This is a genomic window from Curtobacterium sp. NPDC098951, from assembly GCF_044759965.1.
Classification (GTDB): domain Bacteria; phylum Actinomycetota; class Actinomycetes; order Actinomycetales; family Microbacteriaceae; genus Curtobacterium.
Window position 1 is genome coordinate 165,464 of the sequence record NZ_JBIWAG010000006.1, and the last position, 15,307, is coordinate 180,770.

The window sequence follows — 15,307 nt, forward strand, 5'->3', positions numbered from 1 at the left end:
CGCTCCCGTCGTCGTGCGGTCGTGGTCCGACCGCGCTGGAATAGGCATACCATTCCCGCATGGATGGTGCACGTGTGCTCTGGGTCACCGGCGGCGGCAGCGGGATGGGGGCGGCGAGCGCCCGCGCGGCCGCCCGTGACGGCTGGACGGTGGTGCTGAGCGGCCGCCGGGCGGACCGGCTCGCCGAGGTCGCGGACGCGATCCGCGACGCGGGCGGGACGGCGGACGTGCTGCCACTCGACGCGGCTGACCCGGACGCGGTCGCCGCGGCCGGCGAGACCCTGCTCGCCCGGCACGGACGGCTCGACGGGCTCGTCCTGTCGGCCGGGCTGAACGCGCCCAGGCGTCGCTGGGACGACCAGTCGCTGTCGGACGTCCGCGCGGTGATCGACACCAACCTCACCGCGGTCGTCACGGTCCTCGACCGGGCGCTGCCCGCGCTGCGCGCGTCCGGCGGGACCGTCGTCGTCGTGTCCTCGTACGCCGGCTGGTCGTTCCAGCCCGGTGCCGGGGTCGCGTACTCGGCGTCGAAGACCGCGCTCGGCTCGGTCGTGCGGACCCTCAACCAGCAGGAGGCCGCGCACGGCGTCCGAGCGACCCACCTGTGCCCGGGTGACGTCGCCACCGACTTCCTCGACCAGCGGCCGTCGGTGCCGGACGCGGCCGCCCGTGCGGTGATGCTCCGACCGGACGACGTCGCCCGCGCCGTGTCCTTCGTGCTCGAGGCGCCGTCGCACGTGCGCGTCGACGAGCTCGTGGTCAGTCCGGTGTCGCAGCGGTGATCTTCGACCGGGTGCTCGACGGGCTCGGCACCGCGATCGTCGACGGGTCGCTGCCCCCGGGGCACCGCGACAGCATCGACGGGTTCGTCTCCCGCACCGGGTCGAGCCGCAGCATCGTCCGCGAGGCCGTCCGCGTCCTCGTCGGCCTCGGGCTGCTGAGTGCGGGTCGGCGGGTCGGGCTCCGGGTCCTGCCGGCCTCGGAGTGGGACGTGCTCGACCCCCGCGTCGTCGGGTGGCGGTTGGCGGGTCCTGCGCGCGAGGCGACGCTCGCGGAGCTCCGCGCGCTCCGTCGCGCCGTCGAACCGGCGGCTGCCCGCGCGGCGGCCGGGCGCGCGCCCGACGCGTCGCAGCGTGCGAGCCAGGAGGCGCTGCTCGCCGCCGCCGACCGCCTCGCCGCCGCCACGGGTCCGGACGACGCGGCCACGTTCCTCCAGGCCGACCGCGAGGTCCACCGTCTGGTGCTGGAACTGTCCGGGAACGCACTGTACGGACGGCTGCACCGGGTCGTCGCCCGGGCCCTCGACGAGCGGGCGGGCATCCGACCCGCGGTCCACGACGTCGGGCTGCACGCCCGGCTCGCCCGCGCCGTCGTCGACGGGGACCCGGACGGCGCGGGCGCGGCGATGACCGAGATCATCGACCGCACGGGCGCATAGGCTCGACGTGTTCGAAGGAGAACCCATGACGTTCAGCGACCTCGTCCCCGACCCCGGCGCGCTCGAGCGCATCGCGACGGGCAGCACCTGGGCCGAGGGCCCGTGCTGGATCCCCGCGACGCGCACGCTGCGGTGGTCGGACATCCCCGGCGACCGTGTCCTGCAGTGGCACGCCGACTCGGGGGAGACCTCGGTGTACGCGCAGGGGGTGGAGTTCACGAACGGGCGCACCCTCGACCGGGACGGCAGTGTCGTGCAGTGCTCGCACGGACACCGACGGGTGGAGCGCGACCGGGACGGTGTCGTCACGCCCGTCGTCGACCGGTGGCACGACGTCCGGCTGAACTCCCCGAACGACGTCGTCGTCGCGCGGGACGGCAGCGTGTGGTTCACCGACCCCGCCTACGGCATCACGCAGCCGCGCGAGGGCCACCCCGGTGAGCGGGAGTACGGCGACCACTGGGTGTTCCGCTGCGGGCCGGACGGCGAGGACCTGCGCCCGGTCGCCACCGACGTCGACGAGCCGAACGGGCTGGCGTTCGACCCGTCCGAGCAGGTGCTCTACGTCGCGAGCTCCTCGGGTGACGAACCGGTGATCCGGGCCTACGACCGGCGCGGTGCCCGGGGCGAGCTGCTCAAGAACGGCCGCGTGTTCGCCCGGCTCGAACCGGGCGAGGGCGTCCCGGACGGCATCCGCGTGGACGTCGACGGCAACGTCTGGTCGTCGTCGCACCGCGGTGTGGTCGTGTTCGACCCGCACGGCACCCGGATCGGCGCGGTCGTCGTCCCCGAGGTCACGGCGAACCTCTGCTTCGGGGGCGACGACGGCACGACGTTGTTCCTCGCCGCGACGACGTCCGTGTACCGGATCGCCACCACCACGAGGGACGCCGCTGCCGTATCCTGACCCGGCCATGCAGTGCGACTACTTCGACCGCGGGGTGTGCCGCTCGTGCACGCTCATGGGGCAGCCCTACACCGAGCAGGTCCTCGACAAGGAACTCCGCACGCGTGAGCTCCTGCACGACGCGGTCGAGGCCGTCGGCGGCCCGGGGGCGGTGGAGTGGCTGCCGGCGATCACCAGCCCGGAGTCGGCCTACCGCAACAAGGCGAAGATGGTCGTCGGCGGGACGGTCCAGCGGCCGACCGTCGGCATCCTCGACCACCGGCAGCGCGGGGTCGACCTGCGGCACTGCGGCATCTGCACGCCGGGGATCCAGCACGCGCTGCCGATCCTCGCCGCGTTCGTCGCGGACGCCGGGCTCATCCCCTACGACGTCCCGTCCCGCCGCGGTGAGCTGAAGTTCGTGCTCGTGACGGAGTCGCCCGACGGCGAGCTCATGGTGCGGTTCGTCCTCCGCTCCGAGGGGCAGCTGCCACGGCTCCGGCAGCACCTCGACGCGCTGCACCGGGTGCTGCCGAACGCGGTCGTCGTGACCGCCAACCTGCTGCCGGAGCACAAGGCCGTGACCGAGGGCGAGCGCGAGATCGTCCTCACCGAGCGGCAGACGCTGTCGATGCGGCTCGGGGACGTCACGATGCACCTGCGCCCGCAGAGCTTCTTCCAGACGAACACGCACGTGGCCACCGAGCTGTACGCCCAGGCGTCGGCGTGGATCGACGAGGCTGCTCCGGCGTCCATGTGGGACCTCTACTGCGGCGTCGGCGGGTTCGCCCTGCACGCCGCACGGCCCGGACGCGCGGTGACCGGGATCGAGACCAGCCACGAGGCCGTCCGGTCCGCGAAGCAGTCCGCGCGGGACGCCGGCCTCGAGGACGTGCGCTTCGCCGCCGACGACGCGACCGAGCACGCACTCCGTGCCCGCCCCGACACCGTGCCCGAGCTCGTCGTCGTGAACCCGCCCCGCCGGGGGATCGGTACGGCGCTGTCGACCTGGCTCGAGGAGTCCGAGGTCCAACACGTCGTCTACTCGAGCTGCAACCCGGTGACACTGGCGAAGGACCTCGCGCGGATGCCGTCGTTCGGTCTCCGGCGTGCGCGGGTGCTCGACATGTTCCCGCAGACGGGCCACCTCGAAGCGGTGACGCTGCTGTCCCGAGCGTGACCGATCGACGGACAGGAGGCGCGGCTCGACGCCGCCACGTGCCTCCAGACCGGCATTGCCAGGGAATTGCCAAGGTCGTGGCACCGGGTCCGAGGCGATGACCATGCCCATGGGCATCGCGGCGTACAGGTTCCTCCTCGCGAGACCCAGCACCGATGGGTAGAACCGTTTGTCTCGGTTTGATAACGGTGCAGAGTTTCCTATGGTGGCCGACCAGGCGCCCCGGCACGAGACCACTGCCCCCGGAGGCGCACCCCACGAAACGACCGCGATCGGTCGGGACGGGCAGTGGCGATCGGCTCTCGATCCGTGGTCCCGGTGGAGCAATCAACCATGAAGAAGCTTTCTCGTACCCGCACCATCGTCGGTGGCCTCGCCTTCGCAGGCATCGCCGCGACGGGTGTCGGCCTCGCGGCGGCGCCCGCGAACGCAGCATCCGGCTCGACCTGGGACGCCCTCGCGCAGTGCGAGTCCGGCGGCAACTGGGCGATCAACACCGGCAACGGCTACTACGGCGGCCTCCAGTTCTCGCTCGGCACCTGGCAGGCGAACGGCGGCTCGGGCAACCCGGCCGCTGCGAGCCGTTCCGCGCAGATCGCCGTCGCCGAGCGCGTCCTCGCCTCGCAGGGCTGGGGCGCATGGCCCGCCTGCTCCGCGAAGCTCGGGCTGAGCGGCACGACCGGCGCCGCTCCGCAGGCCGCTGCCACGGCCGCGCCGACGCAGCAGGCCGCACCCCAGCAGCAGGCCCCGGCGACGCAGGCCGCGCCGCAGCAGCAGGCGACCGCGCCCGCGACGAAGGCCGCTCCGGCTGCCCCGGCTGCCCCGAGCAAGCCGGCCCCCGTGAAGACCAGTGGCAAGACCTACACGGTCGTATCCGGCGAGACCCTCGACAGCATCGCGACGAAGCTGAAGATCGACGGCGGCTGGAACGAGCTGTGGGCTGCGAACACGTCGACCATCGACGACGCGAACCTGATCTACGCCGGCCAGGAGCTCCAGCTCCCCGCCTGATCGTTCCTCCGATCGACAGGACGCCCGGTGACCGTGTGGTCACCGGGCGTCCTGCTGTCCGCGGGCGCGGGCGCGGGCGCGGGTGCGGGCGCCTGTGCGGGCACGGGCGCCCGCGCGTGTGCGCGCGCCCGTGCGGATGTGGCTGCTACTGCGGTTCGTCGGCCAGCCAGCCGGCGACGTCGTCGGACCGGAGCGCCTGGGAGAGCGACTGCACGGCGATGGTGTTCACCGCGACGTAGGACTGCCCGTCCGCCGAGGTCCCGCCGCCCGCCGTCGGCATCGTGAACGTCCGGAGGTCCGACGGGCGCATCCCGCGCAGGGACCAGCCGAGGTCGACCATCGTGCCGAAGGTCAGGCCGCGGTCCACCGAGAGGTACTCGCTCGTCGCCCGCACGAAGTCCTGCACCCGCGCCGGGTTCGTGACGGTGTCCCGCGAGAGGAGCCCGTCGACGATCCCGCGCATGAACGCCTGCTGGTTCCGGACCCGGGTGTGGTCGGCGTCGGCGAACGCGTGCCGCTCGCGGACGAACGCCAGGGCTGCCTCGCCGTCGAGGTGGTTCGCCCCCGCCGCGAACGTGTGCCCGGTCGTCGAGAACGCGGTCCGCGACTGCACCGTCACCCCGCCGAGCGCGTCGGTCATGCCCGCGAAGCCCGCGAAGTCGATCTCGGCGACGTGGTCGATGCGCACGTCGAGCAGTCGTTCGACGGTCTGCACCGTCAGCGGGACCCCGCCCCAGGAGTAGGCCGCGTTGATCTTCGCGGTGCCGTGGCCGGGGACCTCGACCCACGAGTCGCGCATGATCGACATGAGGTACACGCCCTTCCGGTCGGCCGGGACGTGGGCGAGCATCAGGGTGTCCGAGCGTCCGCCGCGTCCGCGGTCGGCACCGGTGGTCGTGGACTGCCGGGAGTCCGAGCCGATGAGCAGGATGTTCTCGGCGCCGTCGGTCGGGGCCGGTCGCGCCCCGGTCGGGAACGGGTCGTCCAGGACGTCCTTGCCGGCGTCGTAGCTCCGGACGAGCCCGCCGACGAAGAGCCCGGCGACGACGGCTGCGACGGTGGCGACGGCGACGAGGACCCCGGCGGCGCCGAGGAGGGCCACGAGCAGCGGACGCCTCCGACGCTGCTGCCGCCGTGCTCTGCGCCCGTCAACGCGACCTTCGGCTGCTCGGCGCCCGTCTGCTCGGCGCCCGTCTGCTCGGCGCCCGTCTGCTCGGCGTTCGGGGGTTCGGTGCTCGGACATCGGTGCTCCCGTGGGTCGGGTCGATCGGGTGACCGACCCCACGAGTCTACCGTATGTGGAATATCAACCGCTAGGTGTTCAGTTCGGGCGGTGCTTCGCGAGCAGTGACGTCAGGGCACCCCGGAGTGCCGTGTCGTCGGGTAGGACGTCGCGCTCGATGTGTCGTGCGGTCTCCCAGGCCTCGCGCCCGCGGTCCGTCACGGTGACGATCCGGCGTCGTCGGTCCTCGGGGTGCGCCGAGCGCTCCACCAGGCCGTCGCGCTCCATCCGCTCGAGCGTCCTGGACATCGTCTGCGGCTGCACGCGAGCGGTCCGGGCGAGGGTGTCCGCGCCGGTCGGGCCGGTCCGCAGCAGGATGTCGATCGCGATGAGCGCCGCGTGCGGGAGCCCGATCGCGCGGAGCCGCTCGTCCCAGTCCCGCTCGATCGCACGGGCCGCAGCGGAGAGGAGACGCCCGAGCGGCCATGCGTCGGGGGTCTCGTCCATGTCCCGAGTCTACGGAAGCGGGTGGTGCACGCTGCCTGGTAGTCAGCATGCTGACGATCGGAGTACGCTCACGGTCGTGTCCCGCTTCATCCGCATCGTCCTCCCCGCGCTCGTCATCGTGGTCTGGCTCGCGATCGCCTCCGTCGGCGGTCCGTTCTTCGGCAAGATCTCCGAGGTGTCCACGAACGACCAGACGTCGTTCCTGCCGGCGTCGGCGGACGCGACCAGGGTGCAGGAGCGTGCGTCGGAGTTCCGGCAGGCGTCCGGCGCCCCGGCGATCGTCGTGCTCGAACGCGACGGCGGCCTCACCGCGGCGGACCAGCGTGCCGCCGCGACCCTGGCGGAGCGACTCGGGGACCGCGACGACGTGCAGGGTGTCAGCCCGGTGATCCCCAGCGAGGACGGCGACGCGGTCGAGATCGTCGCGACGCTCACGCAGGACGCCGACACCGGCACCGCGGTCGAGGCGGTGCGTGCCGACGTCGAGGACGCCCTGCCGTCCGGGGTACGGGGCTACGTCACCGGACCGGCCGGGTTCACCGCCGACCTGACCGAGGCGTTCGCCGGCATCGACGGCCTGCTGCTGGGTGTGGCGCTCGCCGCGGTCTTCGTGATCCTCATCGTCGTCTACCGCTCACCCCTCCTGCCGATCCTCGTGCTCGGCACCGCGACCTTCGCCCTGTGCGCCTCGATCCTCGTCGTGTGGTGGCTCGCCAAGGCCGACATCGTGACGGTGAACGGCCAGGTGCAGGGGATCCTGTCGATCCTCGTGATCGGTGCGGCGACCGACTACGCGCTCCTCTACACCGCGCGCTTCCGCGAGGCGCTCCGCGACCACCGCACGGGGTGGGACGCGACGAAGGCCGCGCTGCGGGGCAGCCTCGAACCGATCCTGGCGTCGGGCGGCACCGTGATCGTCGGCGTGCTCTGCCTGCTCCTCTCGGACCTCAACTCGAACAAGGCGCTCGGTCCCGTCGCGGCCATCGGCATCGCGTTCAGCCTCCTCGCGGCGCTCACGCTGCTGCCCGCGCTCCTGCTGGCGTTCCGGCGTGCGGCCTTCTGGCCCCTCCGGCCGAAGTACGGCAGCGCGCACCCCGCCCTGACCGGGCCCGACGCCCGCGGGATCTGGGCACGGGTGGGCCGGCTCGTCGGTCGACGCTCCCGGGTGGTCTGGATCGTGTGCACGGTCGGGCTCCTCGCGATGGGCAGCGGCCTCATCGGGCTCGAGGCCGACGGGGTCCCGCAGAGTGACCTCGTCATCGGCAGCTCGCAGGCGCGGGACGGCCAGGACGTCCTCGCCGACCACTTCCCGGGCGGTTCCGGCAGCCCGGCGCAGGTCATCGGCGCCGCGTCGGAGACCGACGCGCTCGCCGCCGCGATCACCGGCGTCGACGGCGTGGACAGCGTCGTGGCGGCGGCGAAGGACTCCCCGTCCGGCACCGTCCCCGTGGCGACGAGCGGCAACCAGGGCGTCACCGCCGGTGCGACCCCGACCGTCTCCCGCGGCGACGTCCTGCTCGAGGCGACGCTGTCCGACCCGGCCGACTCCGACGCGGCCGAGCAGACCGTGCGCGACCTCCGGACGGCGGTCGAGCGGGTGGACCCCGACGCGATCGTGGGGGGTGCGACGGCCACCGCGGTCGACACGAACGACACCGGCATCCGTGACCGCACCCTGATCATCCCGGTCGTGCTCGCGGTCATCCTGCTCATCCTGATGCTGCTGCTCCGGAGCATCGTGGCGCCGCTCGTGCTCATCGGCAGCGTGATCGTGTCGTTCGCCGCGGCGCTCGGGGTGGGTGCCCTCGTCTTCGACCACGTCTTCCACTTCCCCGGGGCCGACCCGAGCGTCCCGCTGTACTCGTTCGTGTTCCTCGTGGCGCTCGGCGTGGACTACAACATCTTCCTCATGACCCGCGTGCGCGAGGAGGCCCTCAAGCACGGCCCGCGAGAGGGCGTGCTGCGCGGACTCGGCGTCACCGGCGGGGTGATCACCTCGGCCGGGGTGGTGCTCGCGGCGACCTTCGCTGCGCTCGGCGTCATCCCAATCCTCTTCCTCGTGCAGATCGCGTTCGTGGTCGCGTTCGGGGTGCTGCTCGACACGATCGTGGTCCGGTCGCTGCTCGTCCCGGCGCTCGCGTACGACCTCGGACGCCGGGCCTGGTGGCCGTCGCGCCTGTCGCGTGCGGCCCATCACATGTGACACGCTGGGCGCATGCCAGTTCCTTCGACGCAGCCCGCCGCCGAGCGGAAGCTCCTCCGCGACACCGTGCAGGACAAGATCCGGGACGCGATCATGGACGGCACGCTGGAGCCCGGGGAACGGCTCAACGACGACGACCTCATCGCGTGGCTCGGTGTCTCCCGCACCCCCATCCGCGAGGCCCTCGCCGAGCTCGCCCGCGCCGGACTCATCGAGATGGCCCCGAACCGGTACACCCGGGTCGCCGCGCCGTCCAAGGACGAGCTCCTCGACGCGTACCGGACGCTCGGCGTCATCTACGGCGGCGTCGCCCGGCTCGCGACGCCGCGGTTCACCGACGCACAGCGCAAGAAGGTCGTGAAGACCCTCGACGACGTGACGGCGCAGGTCGAGGCGCAGCGGCAGGGGGACGTCGCGCACCACGGCGCCGACATCTACGCGCTGTGGGCCGATCACTGCGGCAACCCGTCGCTCGAGCAGCTCTGCCGGTCGACGACGGACGGACTCGCGTTCAAGCTGCGGGTGCCGGAGCTCGCCGAGCTGATCCCGGCCGAGGTGGTGCTGCCCGAGCTCGAGAAGCTCAAGGCCGCGGTCACCGCGAAGGACCCGATCGCCGCCGAGCTCGCCATGGAGGCGATCCACCTGCTCCCGTCCCGCGCCTGACGCGGGACGGGTGACGCGGGACGCGACCACCTGACGGACGGGAGGCGCGGTGCCAGCCGGCACCGCGCCTCCCGTCCGTCAGTGCGCGGGTCCGTCAGTGCGCGACGGCGGGATCGCGGCGACCTGCCAGGCAGGTTTGATGTTCGGAGAGCATCCGCCCGTTATGGTTTGCGGGTGACGAACGAGCCCGAGCAGACGATCGGTCGCGGCCGCCGCGGCTTCACGCCTCCGCGGCACGGCCGCCAGAAGCGACGCGGCGGGGTGGTGCTCCCCGCGATCGCGGGTGTGCTCACCATGGGCCTCGCACTCGGTGGCGGCTACGCCGCGTACGCCTACGGATCGCTGTCGAACGGCGTCACGAAGATCAACGCGATCACCGGCAGCACCACGAAGAAGGACGACGTCGACGGCCAGGCGCAGAACATCCTGCTGGTCGGCGACGACCACCGGCCGGACAACGCGACGCCCGAGGAGATGGCGGAGCTGAGCACGACGTCCGACGGCGGCGCGACGAACACCGACACGATGATCGTCCTGCACATCAACGCCGACGGATCGCAGGCGACGATGATCTCGTTCCCGCGCGACTCCTACGTCGACATCCCTGGTGTCGGCAAGGGCAAGCTCAACAGCGCGTTCTACTACGGCACGCTCAACGGCGGTGGCGACACCGGCGGTGCGAAGCTGCTCATCAAGACGATCCAGAACCTCAGCGGCCTGACGATCGACCACTACGTGCGCGTCTCGTTGCTCGGCTTCTACCAGGTGGTCAAGGAGCTCGGTCCGGTCGACGTCTGCCTCAACAACGCCGTCAACGACCCGTACTCGGGCGTGAACCTGCCGAAGGGGAACTCGACCCTCGACGCGAAGCAGGCGCTGTCCTTCGTCCGGCAGCGGCACGGCCTGCCGAACGGCGACCTCGACCGCAACGTCCGGCAGCAGTACTTCCTGTCGCAGGAGGCCCGCAAGGTGCTCTCCGCCGGGACGCTGCTCAACCCGATCAAGATGGGCAACATCCTCAAGGCCGTCGGCGGCTCGATCCAGACCGACACCGACCTGATCAACCTGGCGTCCCAGATGCGGAACCTGCGTCCGGGGAACATCCAGTCGGCGACCATCCCGACCCTCGGCACCCCGACGATCACGGTGAACGGGGCACCGCTCTCCATCGTCGAGGTGGACACGGTCGGCCTGCCCGCCTTCGTGCAGAACCTCGTCGGCGAGCCCGAGGAGTACACCAAGGCGGGCCGCGCGCAGCCCGCGGCGACCTCGGTGACCGTGCTGAACGGCAGCGGCGTCACCGGCGCGGCCAGCGCCGCCGGGACGGTCCTCACGGCGCGCGGCTTCCAGGTCGGGACCCCCGGGTCGTCCGACCTCACGAAGGCCACGCAGGTGCAGTACCCGGCGGGCCTCGAGAAGCAGGCCAAGGCGGTCGTGAACGTCGTCCCCGGCGCTGTCGCGGTCCGGACGAGCGCGGTGACCGGCGTGACGCTGGTGCTCGGCTCGGACGGCAAGACGGTGACCCCGGTCCCCGCGGCCGGCAGCAGTGCCTCGAGCCCGGCGGCCGGCTCCGGCTCGTCCGAGGCCGGGTCGACGGCGTCGAAGCCCGCCGCCACGAAGTCCGCGTCCTCCGAGCCGAAGCCGTCGTCGACCGACGTGAAGAGCTACGGCAAGGAAGGCGTCTGCATCAACTGACGCCGGCCCCGGCCCCGGCCGCGTGCCGGCCGATCGCCTCGAGAGCCGTGTCCAGTCCGATCGCGAGCGGTCGGACGTCGCGCTGGACCTGCGCCAGGAGCAGGCCGCCCTGGAGCGCGACCAGCACGGCCGTCGCGAGCGCCGCGGGATCGGCGTCGGGGTCGAGCAGGCCGCGGTCGCGCATCGTGCCGAGGCCGTCGCGGAACGCCTGCTCCCAGCGGGCGAACCCGGCGGCCACGAGGTCCCGGGTGTCGGTGTCCCGCTCGGCGACCTCGGAGCCGAGCGTCCCGAGCGGGCAGCCACCGACGCAGCCGCCCGCCTCGGCACCCCGCACCGTCCGGTCGCGCCAGCGCTGCCACGCGTCGAAGGTCGTGAGGTCCTCGTCGTCCAGGCCCTGGCGGGCGATGATCGCGTCGGTCTGCTGCCGGACGACGTCGCGCACGAGCTCCTGCTTGTCGACGAAGTAGTGGTACAGCTGCGACCGTCCGACGGTGGCGGCTGCGCCGATGTCGTCGAGCGTCGTGCCCGCGATGCCGCGCGTCAGCATGAGTCCGGCCGCCGCGTCGACGATCCGCCGCCGGGTCGCCAGGCCCTTCGGCGTCGTGCGGCGAGCGGGCAGCTGGGCGGGTGACCGGCGCATGCCCAGAGTGTACTTGCAAGTACATCTGCCGTACGTGACATTCAGGGGGTGGACGACGACCTGCTCGCCGAGCGCGACGAAGAACGCGCGCTGCTCCTCGCCGTCGCGGCTGGGGACCGTGACGCCTTCACCCGGCTGCACCAGCGCTTCCGGCCGCTCGTCGAACGGTACGTCCGTCACCAGCTGGTGGACCCGTGGCAAGCGGAGGAGGTCGTCCAGGACGTGTTCCTCGAGCTCTGGCAGATCGCCGACCGGTTCGACCCGGCGCACACGGCGATCGCGTGGATCCGGACGATCGCGCACCGCCGGGCGATCGACCGCGTCCGGAAGAGCCGGGCGGACCGCGACCGCGACCGACGGATCGGTGCGCGGGACACGGAACTCGTCGACCACGCGAGCGTCGAGCGGGCCGAGAGCGTCCTCGACCGGGTGGCACTGCACCGTGCCGTCGCCGCGCTCCCCGGTCGTCAGCGCGAAGCAGTCGTCCTGCGGCACCTGGTCGGGATGTCCGGGCCCGAGCTGGCCGAGCGACTCGGCGTGCCGGTCGGCACGGCGAAGACCCGCGCGCGTGACGGGGTCGTCGCGCTGCGGCGGGTCCTGGTGCCCTGAGTCCGGCGGTGGGTAGGTTCGACGGGTGAGCAACGCAGCGCGTCCGATCACCCTGATGACCTACAACGTCAAGAACCCCGATCCCGCCCACGACTGGCCCGCTCGACTGCCCGTCCTGCTCGACGTGATCCGGCGGCACGACCCCGACATCGTGTGCGTGCAGGAGGCCTTCGCGCACCAGATGGACGACCTCCGGGCCGGGCTCCCCGACCACGGCGACGTCGGTCAGGGACGCGAGGGCGGCACCGCCGGCGAGCACGCGGCCGTCTTCTTCCGACGCAGTCGGCTCCGGCCCGTCGACGAGGGCACCTTCTGGCTGTCGGACACCCCGGACGAGCCGGTGTCGAACACCTGGGGCAGCGTGTTCCCCCGCGTGGCGAACCACGCGCGGTTCCTCGATGCCGAGGGCGAGGCCTTCACGCTCCTGACGACGCACCTCGACCACGAGGTCGGTCCGCACGGCGACGACGTCCGGGCACGGAGCACCGCGCTCCTCGTCGAGCGCCTCAGCACGGCGGAGGGCCCGGTCGTGGTCGCCGGGGACTGCAACGAGCCCGCGGGAGCGGGTGCCGCGTCACGGGTGCTCGAGTCAGCCGGGTTCGAGGACGCCTGGCTCGTCGGCGGGGACCCCACCGACCGGACGGCCACGTTCAACGACTGGGAGCCGCCGGTGGACTCGGGCGAGCGCATCGACTGGGTCTACACGCGGGGGATCGCCGGGGTCGACCGCGTCGTCATCGACCACGACGGCCCGGAGACGTGGTTCGCGAGCGACCACTTCCCGGTGGTGGCGACGCTGCGGATCTGACCGCGCCCGTCAGCAGGAGCGCTTGGCGTGCACCGGCATCGGTGATCCGAGCACCGTGACGGTGGTGTCGTCGGTCAGGGCGGAGACGCCGTTCGTGCCGAGGCCGGCCGCGGTGTCGTCGTCGGCGTCCGCGTCGCCGTCATCCGAGCGGTCGGACTCGTCGTGCTCCGGGGCCCACCCGGGTTCGAGGAGCAGCTGGTACGCGCGGGCGTCGTCGGAACCGAGGGACATGCGGTCGGTCGACGGTGCGTCCTCGATCGCGGCGCGGAGGTCGTCGCCGACCTGGACGCCGCCCGGCCCGTGCAGCTCGACCTCGTCGCCGGTGCGGGAGCGCACGCTGTCCCGCAGGACCCGGATCTCGACCGCGTTGCCGGCGGCAGCCGGTGTCGTGAGCGCGGCCACGCGGACGGCGCCGCCCCAGGTGTAGGTCGTCCCGGACGGGAAGCAGGCGCCGCCGACACCCTCGGCCGTCTGCGTACGCGACGGGGTGCCGAGCAGGCGGTTCAGGAGCCCGACCATGGTGCGGGCGTCGCGCATCGACGCCTCGGTGACGATCTTGTCGCCGCGTCGGAACACGAGCGACTCGGCGTCGAGCTCGATCGAGTCGACGCGCTTGAGCTTCGCGGTCGTGACCCTCGGGGTCTCGTGGGGGACCGGACCCGGGCCGAGTTCGGCGGCGGTGACCCGGTCGGTCCCGGTGCCGACCGTGCCGTCGACGGCGACCGTGCCGGCCGAGAAGGCGAGCACGGCGGCGCTCAGCGCCAGCACGGTCCGGAAGGTCACCACTCGACGGTACGACGCCGGACCGTCCTGGACGACGGGTGTTACCGAATCGGAGCCGGGCCGTCACCGGACCGTGACATTCGTCGGTGACGCGTCACGGTCCCGGACCGGGGTCCGGTGGCGCGCACCGTCGGAGGGGCCGGGGGACAGCCGGCTGGGCGGTGGAGCGGCGACGGGTGCGTACCGTCGGCCACATGACGGACCAGCAGATCGACCAGTACAGCATGCAGGACCCGACGAAGATGTACGCCGACAAGAAGCCGGACGAGCAGTACCTCGAGGGTGCCGGCACCGACCAGGAGATGGCGGAGAACGTCCCCGCCGACCACGGCGAGCAGACCTACCGCGGCGCCGGTCGGCTCGCGGGGCGCAAGGCGCTCATCACCGGCGGCGACTCGGGCATCGGCGCGGCCGTGGCCATCGCCTACGCCCGCGAGGGTGCCGACGTCGCGATCTCGTACCTCCCGGAGGAGCAGGAGGACGCCGACCGCATCATCGCCCTCGTCGAGGCGGCAGGTCGCAAGGCCGTCGCGCTGCCCGGTGACATCACCTCGCTCGAGGTCTGCGAGCAGCTCGTCGCCGACGCCGTCGAGCAGCTCGGCGGGCTCGACATCCTCGTGAACAACGCCGGCAAGCAGCAGAACGTCGACGACATCACGAAGATCTCGGACGAGGAGTTCGACGAGACGTTCAAGACGAACGCCTACGCGACCTTCCGGATCACGAAGGCCGCGGTGCCGCACCTGCAGCCGGGCTCCACGATCATCAACACGACCTCGATCCAGGCGTACGCACCGTCGCCGCACCTGGTGCACTACGCCGCGACGAAGGCGACCGTGAACAACCTGGCGAAGGGACTCGCCGCGCAGCTCGCGCCGAAGGGCATCCGCGTCAACGCGGTGGCTCCCGGTCCCATCTGGACCCCGCTCCAGCCCGCCGGTGGGCAGCCGCCGGAGGCCCTGCCCTCTGCCGGCGAGCAGACCTACCTCGGCCGTTGGGGCCAGCCCGCCGAGCTCGCGCCGGCGTACGTGTTCCTGGCGAGCGGCGAATCGTCCTACGTCGTGGGCGAGACGCTGCACGTCGACGGGGGCATGCCGACGCCGTAGCGGTGGGCGGACAGCGGACGGGAGGGGCGGTGCCAGCTGGCACCGTCCCTCCCGTCCTTCCGTCAACCGGTCGTCAGCACGGCGCAGTGCAGGTGCGCGCCAGACGCTCGAGCAGTTCGCGCGCGGACAGCGCCGCGGCCAGCTCGACCTCGACCGGGTTGATGCCGACGGCCCGTTCGAACGCGCGGCGCCGGGCCTGGTCGGCGATCGGGACCTCGGGGCGCTGCGGGAGCGCGGCGATCGCCCGGGCCGCGGCGTCGAACGCGCCGGTCGGCCGCCCGAGCTGCTCCCACATGGTCCGGACGTCGTGGGCGACCTGATCCGGGTCGCCGCCGAACTCGAAGCCGGCCGAGGCCATGGTCGCCAGTCCCTGCGCGGTGGGGTCGTTCGGGGTCATGACGGCATCGTCACACGGATGACCGCGAACGCGCTGCGAACCGCATCGCTTGTCCCCCGACATGCCGACACCCGGACCGGGGATGCTGTTGTCCCCCGAACTCCGTTTGGATGGTCCTGCCCCCAGTGGGCGACACGGACAGGACGTCCGGGACCGACG

Annotated in this window: 16 protein-coding genes; 11 read left to right on the top strand and 5 right to left on the bottom strand. The window is 72.6% G+C overall.

Annotated features, from left to right (window positions below):
* The first annotated feature begins 59 nt into the window (after positions 1-59).
* The 5 genes from ACIQUC_RS15865 (at position 60) to ACIQUC_RS15885 (ending at position 4,515) form a co-directional block, all read left to right on the top strand.
* The gene (locus ACIQUC_RS15865) at positions 60-782 is read left to right on the top strand and encodes an SDR family oxidoreductase (RefSeq protein WP_022907810.1); all 723 of its coding nucleotides are present in this window, start codon (positions 60-62) and stop codon (positions 780-782) included.
* A complete protein-coding gene (locus ACIQUC_RS15870) occupies positions 779-1,438 on the top strand; it encodes a FadR/GntR family transcriptional regulator (protein ID WP_402268860.1) in 660 nt (219 codons plus the stop codon). Before ACIQUC_RS15865 ends, ACIQUC_RS15870 begins: the two co-directional genes overlap by 4 nt.
* Before the next feature lie 25 nt (positions 1,439-1,463).
* Positions 1,464-2,345, top strand: a complete 882-nt coding sequence (locus ACIQUC_RS15875; protein ID WP_402268863.1) for an SMP-30/gluconolactonase/LRE family protein — start codon at positions 1,464-1,466, stop codon at positions 2,343-2,345.
* 7 nt (positions 2,346-2,352) lie between these two features.
* Positions 2,353-3,504: a 23S rRNA (uracil(747)-C(5))-methyltransferase RlmC gene (gene rlmC / locus ACIQUC_RS15880; RefSeq protein WP_402268866.1), complete on the top strand. Its 1,152-nt coding sequence runs from the start codon at positions 2,353-2,355 to the stop codon at positions 3,502-3,504.
* Positions 3,505-3,837: 333 nt separating this feature from the next.
* Entirely contained in the window at positions 3,838-4,515 is a 678-nt protein-coding gene (locus tag ACIQUC_RS15885; RefSeq protein ID WP_402268869.1) for a transglycosylase family protein, read from the top strand.
* Positions 4,516-4,660: 145 nt separating this feature from the next.
* Here ACIQUC_RS15885 and ACIQUC_RS15890 read toward each other — a convergent pair whose 3' ends face one another.
* Positions 4,661-5,617: an LCP family protein gene (locus ACIQUC_RS15890; protein WP_402268872.1), complete on the bottom strand. Its 957-nt coding sequence runs from the start codon at positions 5,615-5,617 to the stop codon at positions 4,661-4,663.
* 219 nt (positions 5,618-5,836) lie between these two features.
* Positions 5,837-6,244, bottom strand: a complete 408-nt coding sequence (locus ACIQUC_RS15895; RefSeq protein ID WP_402268875.1) for a MarR family winged helix-turn-helix transcriptional regulator — start codon at positions 6,242-6,244, stop codon at positions 5,837-5,839.
* A 76-nt stretch (positions 6,245-6,320) separates the two neighbouring features.
* Here ACIQUC_RS15895 and ACIQUC_RS15900 point away from each other — a divergent pair, with 76 nt between their 5' ends.
* The 3 genes from ACIQUC_RS15900 to ACIQUC_RS15910 all read left to right on the top strand — a co-directional run bounded on the left by ACIQUC_RS15900 (position 6,321) and on the right by ACIQUC_RS15910 (position 10,805).
* Positions 6,321-8,447: an MMPL family transporter gene (locus tag ACIQUC_RS15900; RefSeq protein WP_402268877.1), complete on the top strand. Its 2,127-nt coding sequence runs from the start codon at positions 6,321-6,323 to the stop codon at positions 8,445-8,447.
* Between the two features lie 12 nt (positions 8,448-8,459).
* Positions 8,460-9,110, top strand: a complete 651-nt coding sequence (locus ACIQUC_RS15905) for a GntR family transcriptional regulator (protein WP_022907818.1) — start codon at positions 8,460-8,462, stop codon at positions 9,108-9,110.
* Positions 9,111-9,284: 174 nt separating this feature from the next.
* Positions 9,285-10,805: an LCP family protein gene (locus ACIQUC_RS15910; RefSeq protein ID WP_022907819.1), complete on the top strand. Its 1,521-nt coding sequence runs from the start codon at positions 9,285-9,287 to the stop codon at positions 10,803-10,805.
* On the opposite strand, the gene ACIQUC_RS15915 is transcribed toward ACIQUC_RS15910, so the two are convergent.
* Positions 10,798-11,445: a TetR/AcrR family transcriptional regulator gene (locus tag ACIQUC_RS15915; protein ID WP_402268881.1), complete on the bottom strand. Its 648-nt coding sequence runs from the start codon at positions 11,443-11,445 to the stop codon at positions 10,798-10,800. The genes ACIQUC_RS15910 and ACIQUC_RS15915 overlap by 8 nt on opposite strands.
* Positions 11,446-11,493: 48 nt before the next feature.
* Here ACIQUC_RS15915 and ACIQUC_RS15920 point away from each other — a divergent pair, with 48 nt between their 5' ends.
* A complete protein-coding gene (locus ACIQUC_RS15920) occupies positions 11,494-12,054 on the top strand; it encodes a sigma-70 family RNA polymerase sigma factor (protein ID WP_022907821.1) in 561 nt (186 codons plus the stop codon).
* A gap of 25 nt (positions 12,055-12,079) precedes the next feature.
* The gene (locus tag ACIQUC_RS15925) at positions 12,080-12,862 is read left to right on the top strand and encodes an endonuclease/exonuclease/phosphatase family protein (protein ID WP_402268882.1); all 783 of its coding nucleotides are present in this window, start codon (positions 12,080-12,082) and stop codon (positions 12,860-12,862) included.
* A 9-nt stretch (positions 12,863-12,871) separates the two neighbouring features.
* Here ACIQUC_RS15925 and ACIQUC_RS15930 read toward each other — a convergent pair whose 3' ends face one another.
* Positions 12,872-13,645 (bottom strand): hypothetical protein, encoded by a 774-nt coding sequence (locus tag ACIQUC_RS15930; RefSeq protein WP_402268884.1) that lies wholly within the window; start codon positions 13,643-13,645, stop codon positions 12,872-12,874.
* 194 nt (positions 13,646-13,839) lie between these two features.
* Here ACIQUC_RS15930 and ACIQUC_RS15935 point away from each other — a divergent pair, with 194 nt between their 5' ends.
* Positions 13,840-14,751, top strand: a complete 912-nt coding sequence (locus ACIQUC_RS15935; RefSeq protein WP_402268886.1) for an SDR family oxidoreductase — start codon at positions 13,840-13,842, stop codon at positions 14,749-14,751.
* 73 nt (positions 14,752-14,824) lie between these two features.
* Here ACIQUC_RS15935 and ACIQUC_RS15940 read toward each other — a convergent pair whose 3' ends face one another.
* Positions 14,825-15,148: a hypothetical protein gene (locus ACIQUC_RS15940; RefSeq protein ID WP_022907826.1), complete on the bottom strand. Its 324-nt coding sequence runs from the start codon at positions 15,146-15,148 to the stop codon at positions 14,825-14,827.
* Between the last annotated feature and the right edge of the window lie 159 nt (positions 15,149-15,307).

Excerpts from the sequence above, each read along its gene's own strand:
- ACIQUC_RS15865 (WP_022907810.1), top strand. The coding sequence starts at position 60 with ATGGATGGTGCACGTGTGCTCTGGGTCACCGGCGGCGGCAGCGGGATG.
- ACIQUC_RS15885 (WP_402268869.1), top strand. The coding sequence starts at position 3,838 with ATGAAGAAGCTTTCTCGTACCCGCACCATCGTCGGTGGCCTCGCCTTC.
- ACIQUC_RS15905 (WP_022907818.1), top strand. The coding sequence starts at position 8,460 with ATGCCAGTTCCTTCGACGCAGCCCGCCGCCGAGCGGAAGCTCCTCCGC.
- rlmC (WP_402268866.1), top strand. The coding sequence starts at position 2,353 with ATGCAGTGCGACTACTTCGACCGCGGGGTGTGCCGCTCGTGCACGCTC.
- ACIQUC_RS15940 (WP_022907826.1), bottom strand. The coding sequence starts at position 15,148 with ATGACCCCGAACGACCCCACCGCGCAGGGACTGGCGACCATGGCCTCG.
- ACIQUC_RS15875 (WP_402268863.1), top strand. The coding sequence starts at position 1,464 with ATGACGTTCAGCGACCTCGTCCCCGACCCCGGCGCGCTCGAGCGCATC.
- ACIQUC_RS15935 (WP_402268886.1), top strand. The coding sequence starts at position 13,840 with ATGACGGACCAGCAGATCGACCAGTACAGCATGCAGGACCCGACGAAG.
- ACIQUC_RS15915 (WP_402268881.1), bottom strand. The coding sequence starts at position 11,445 with ATGCGCCGGTCACCCGCCCAGCTGCCCGCTCGCCGCACGACGCCGAAG.
- ACIQUC_RS15895 (WP_402268875.1), bottom strand. The coding sequence starts at position 6,244 with ATGGACGAGACCCCCGACGCATGGCCGCTCGGGCGTCTCCTCTCCGCT.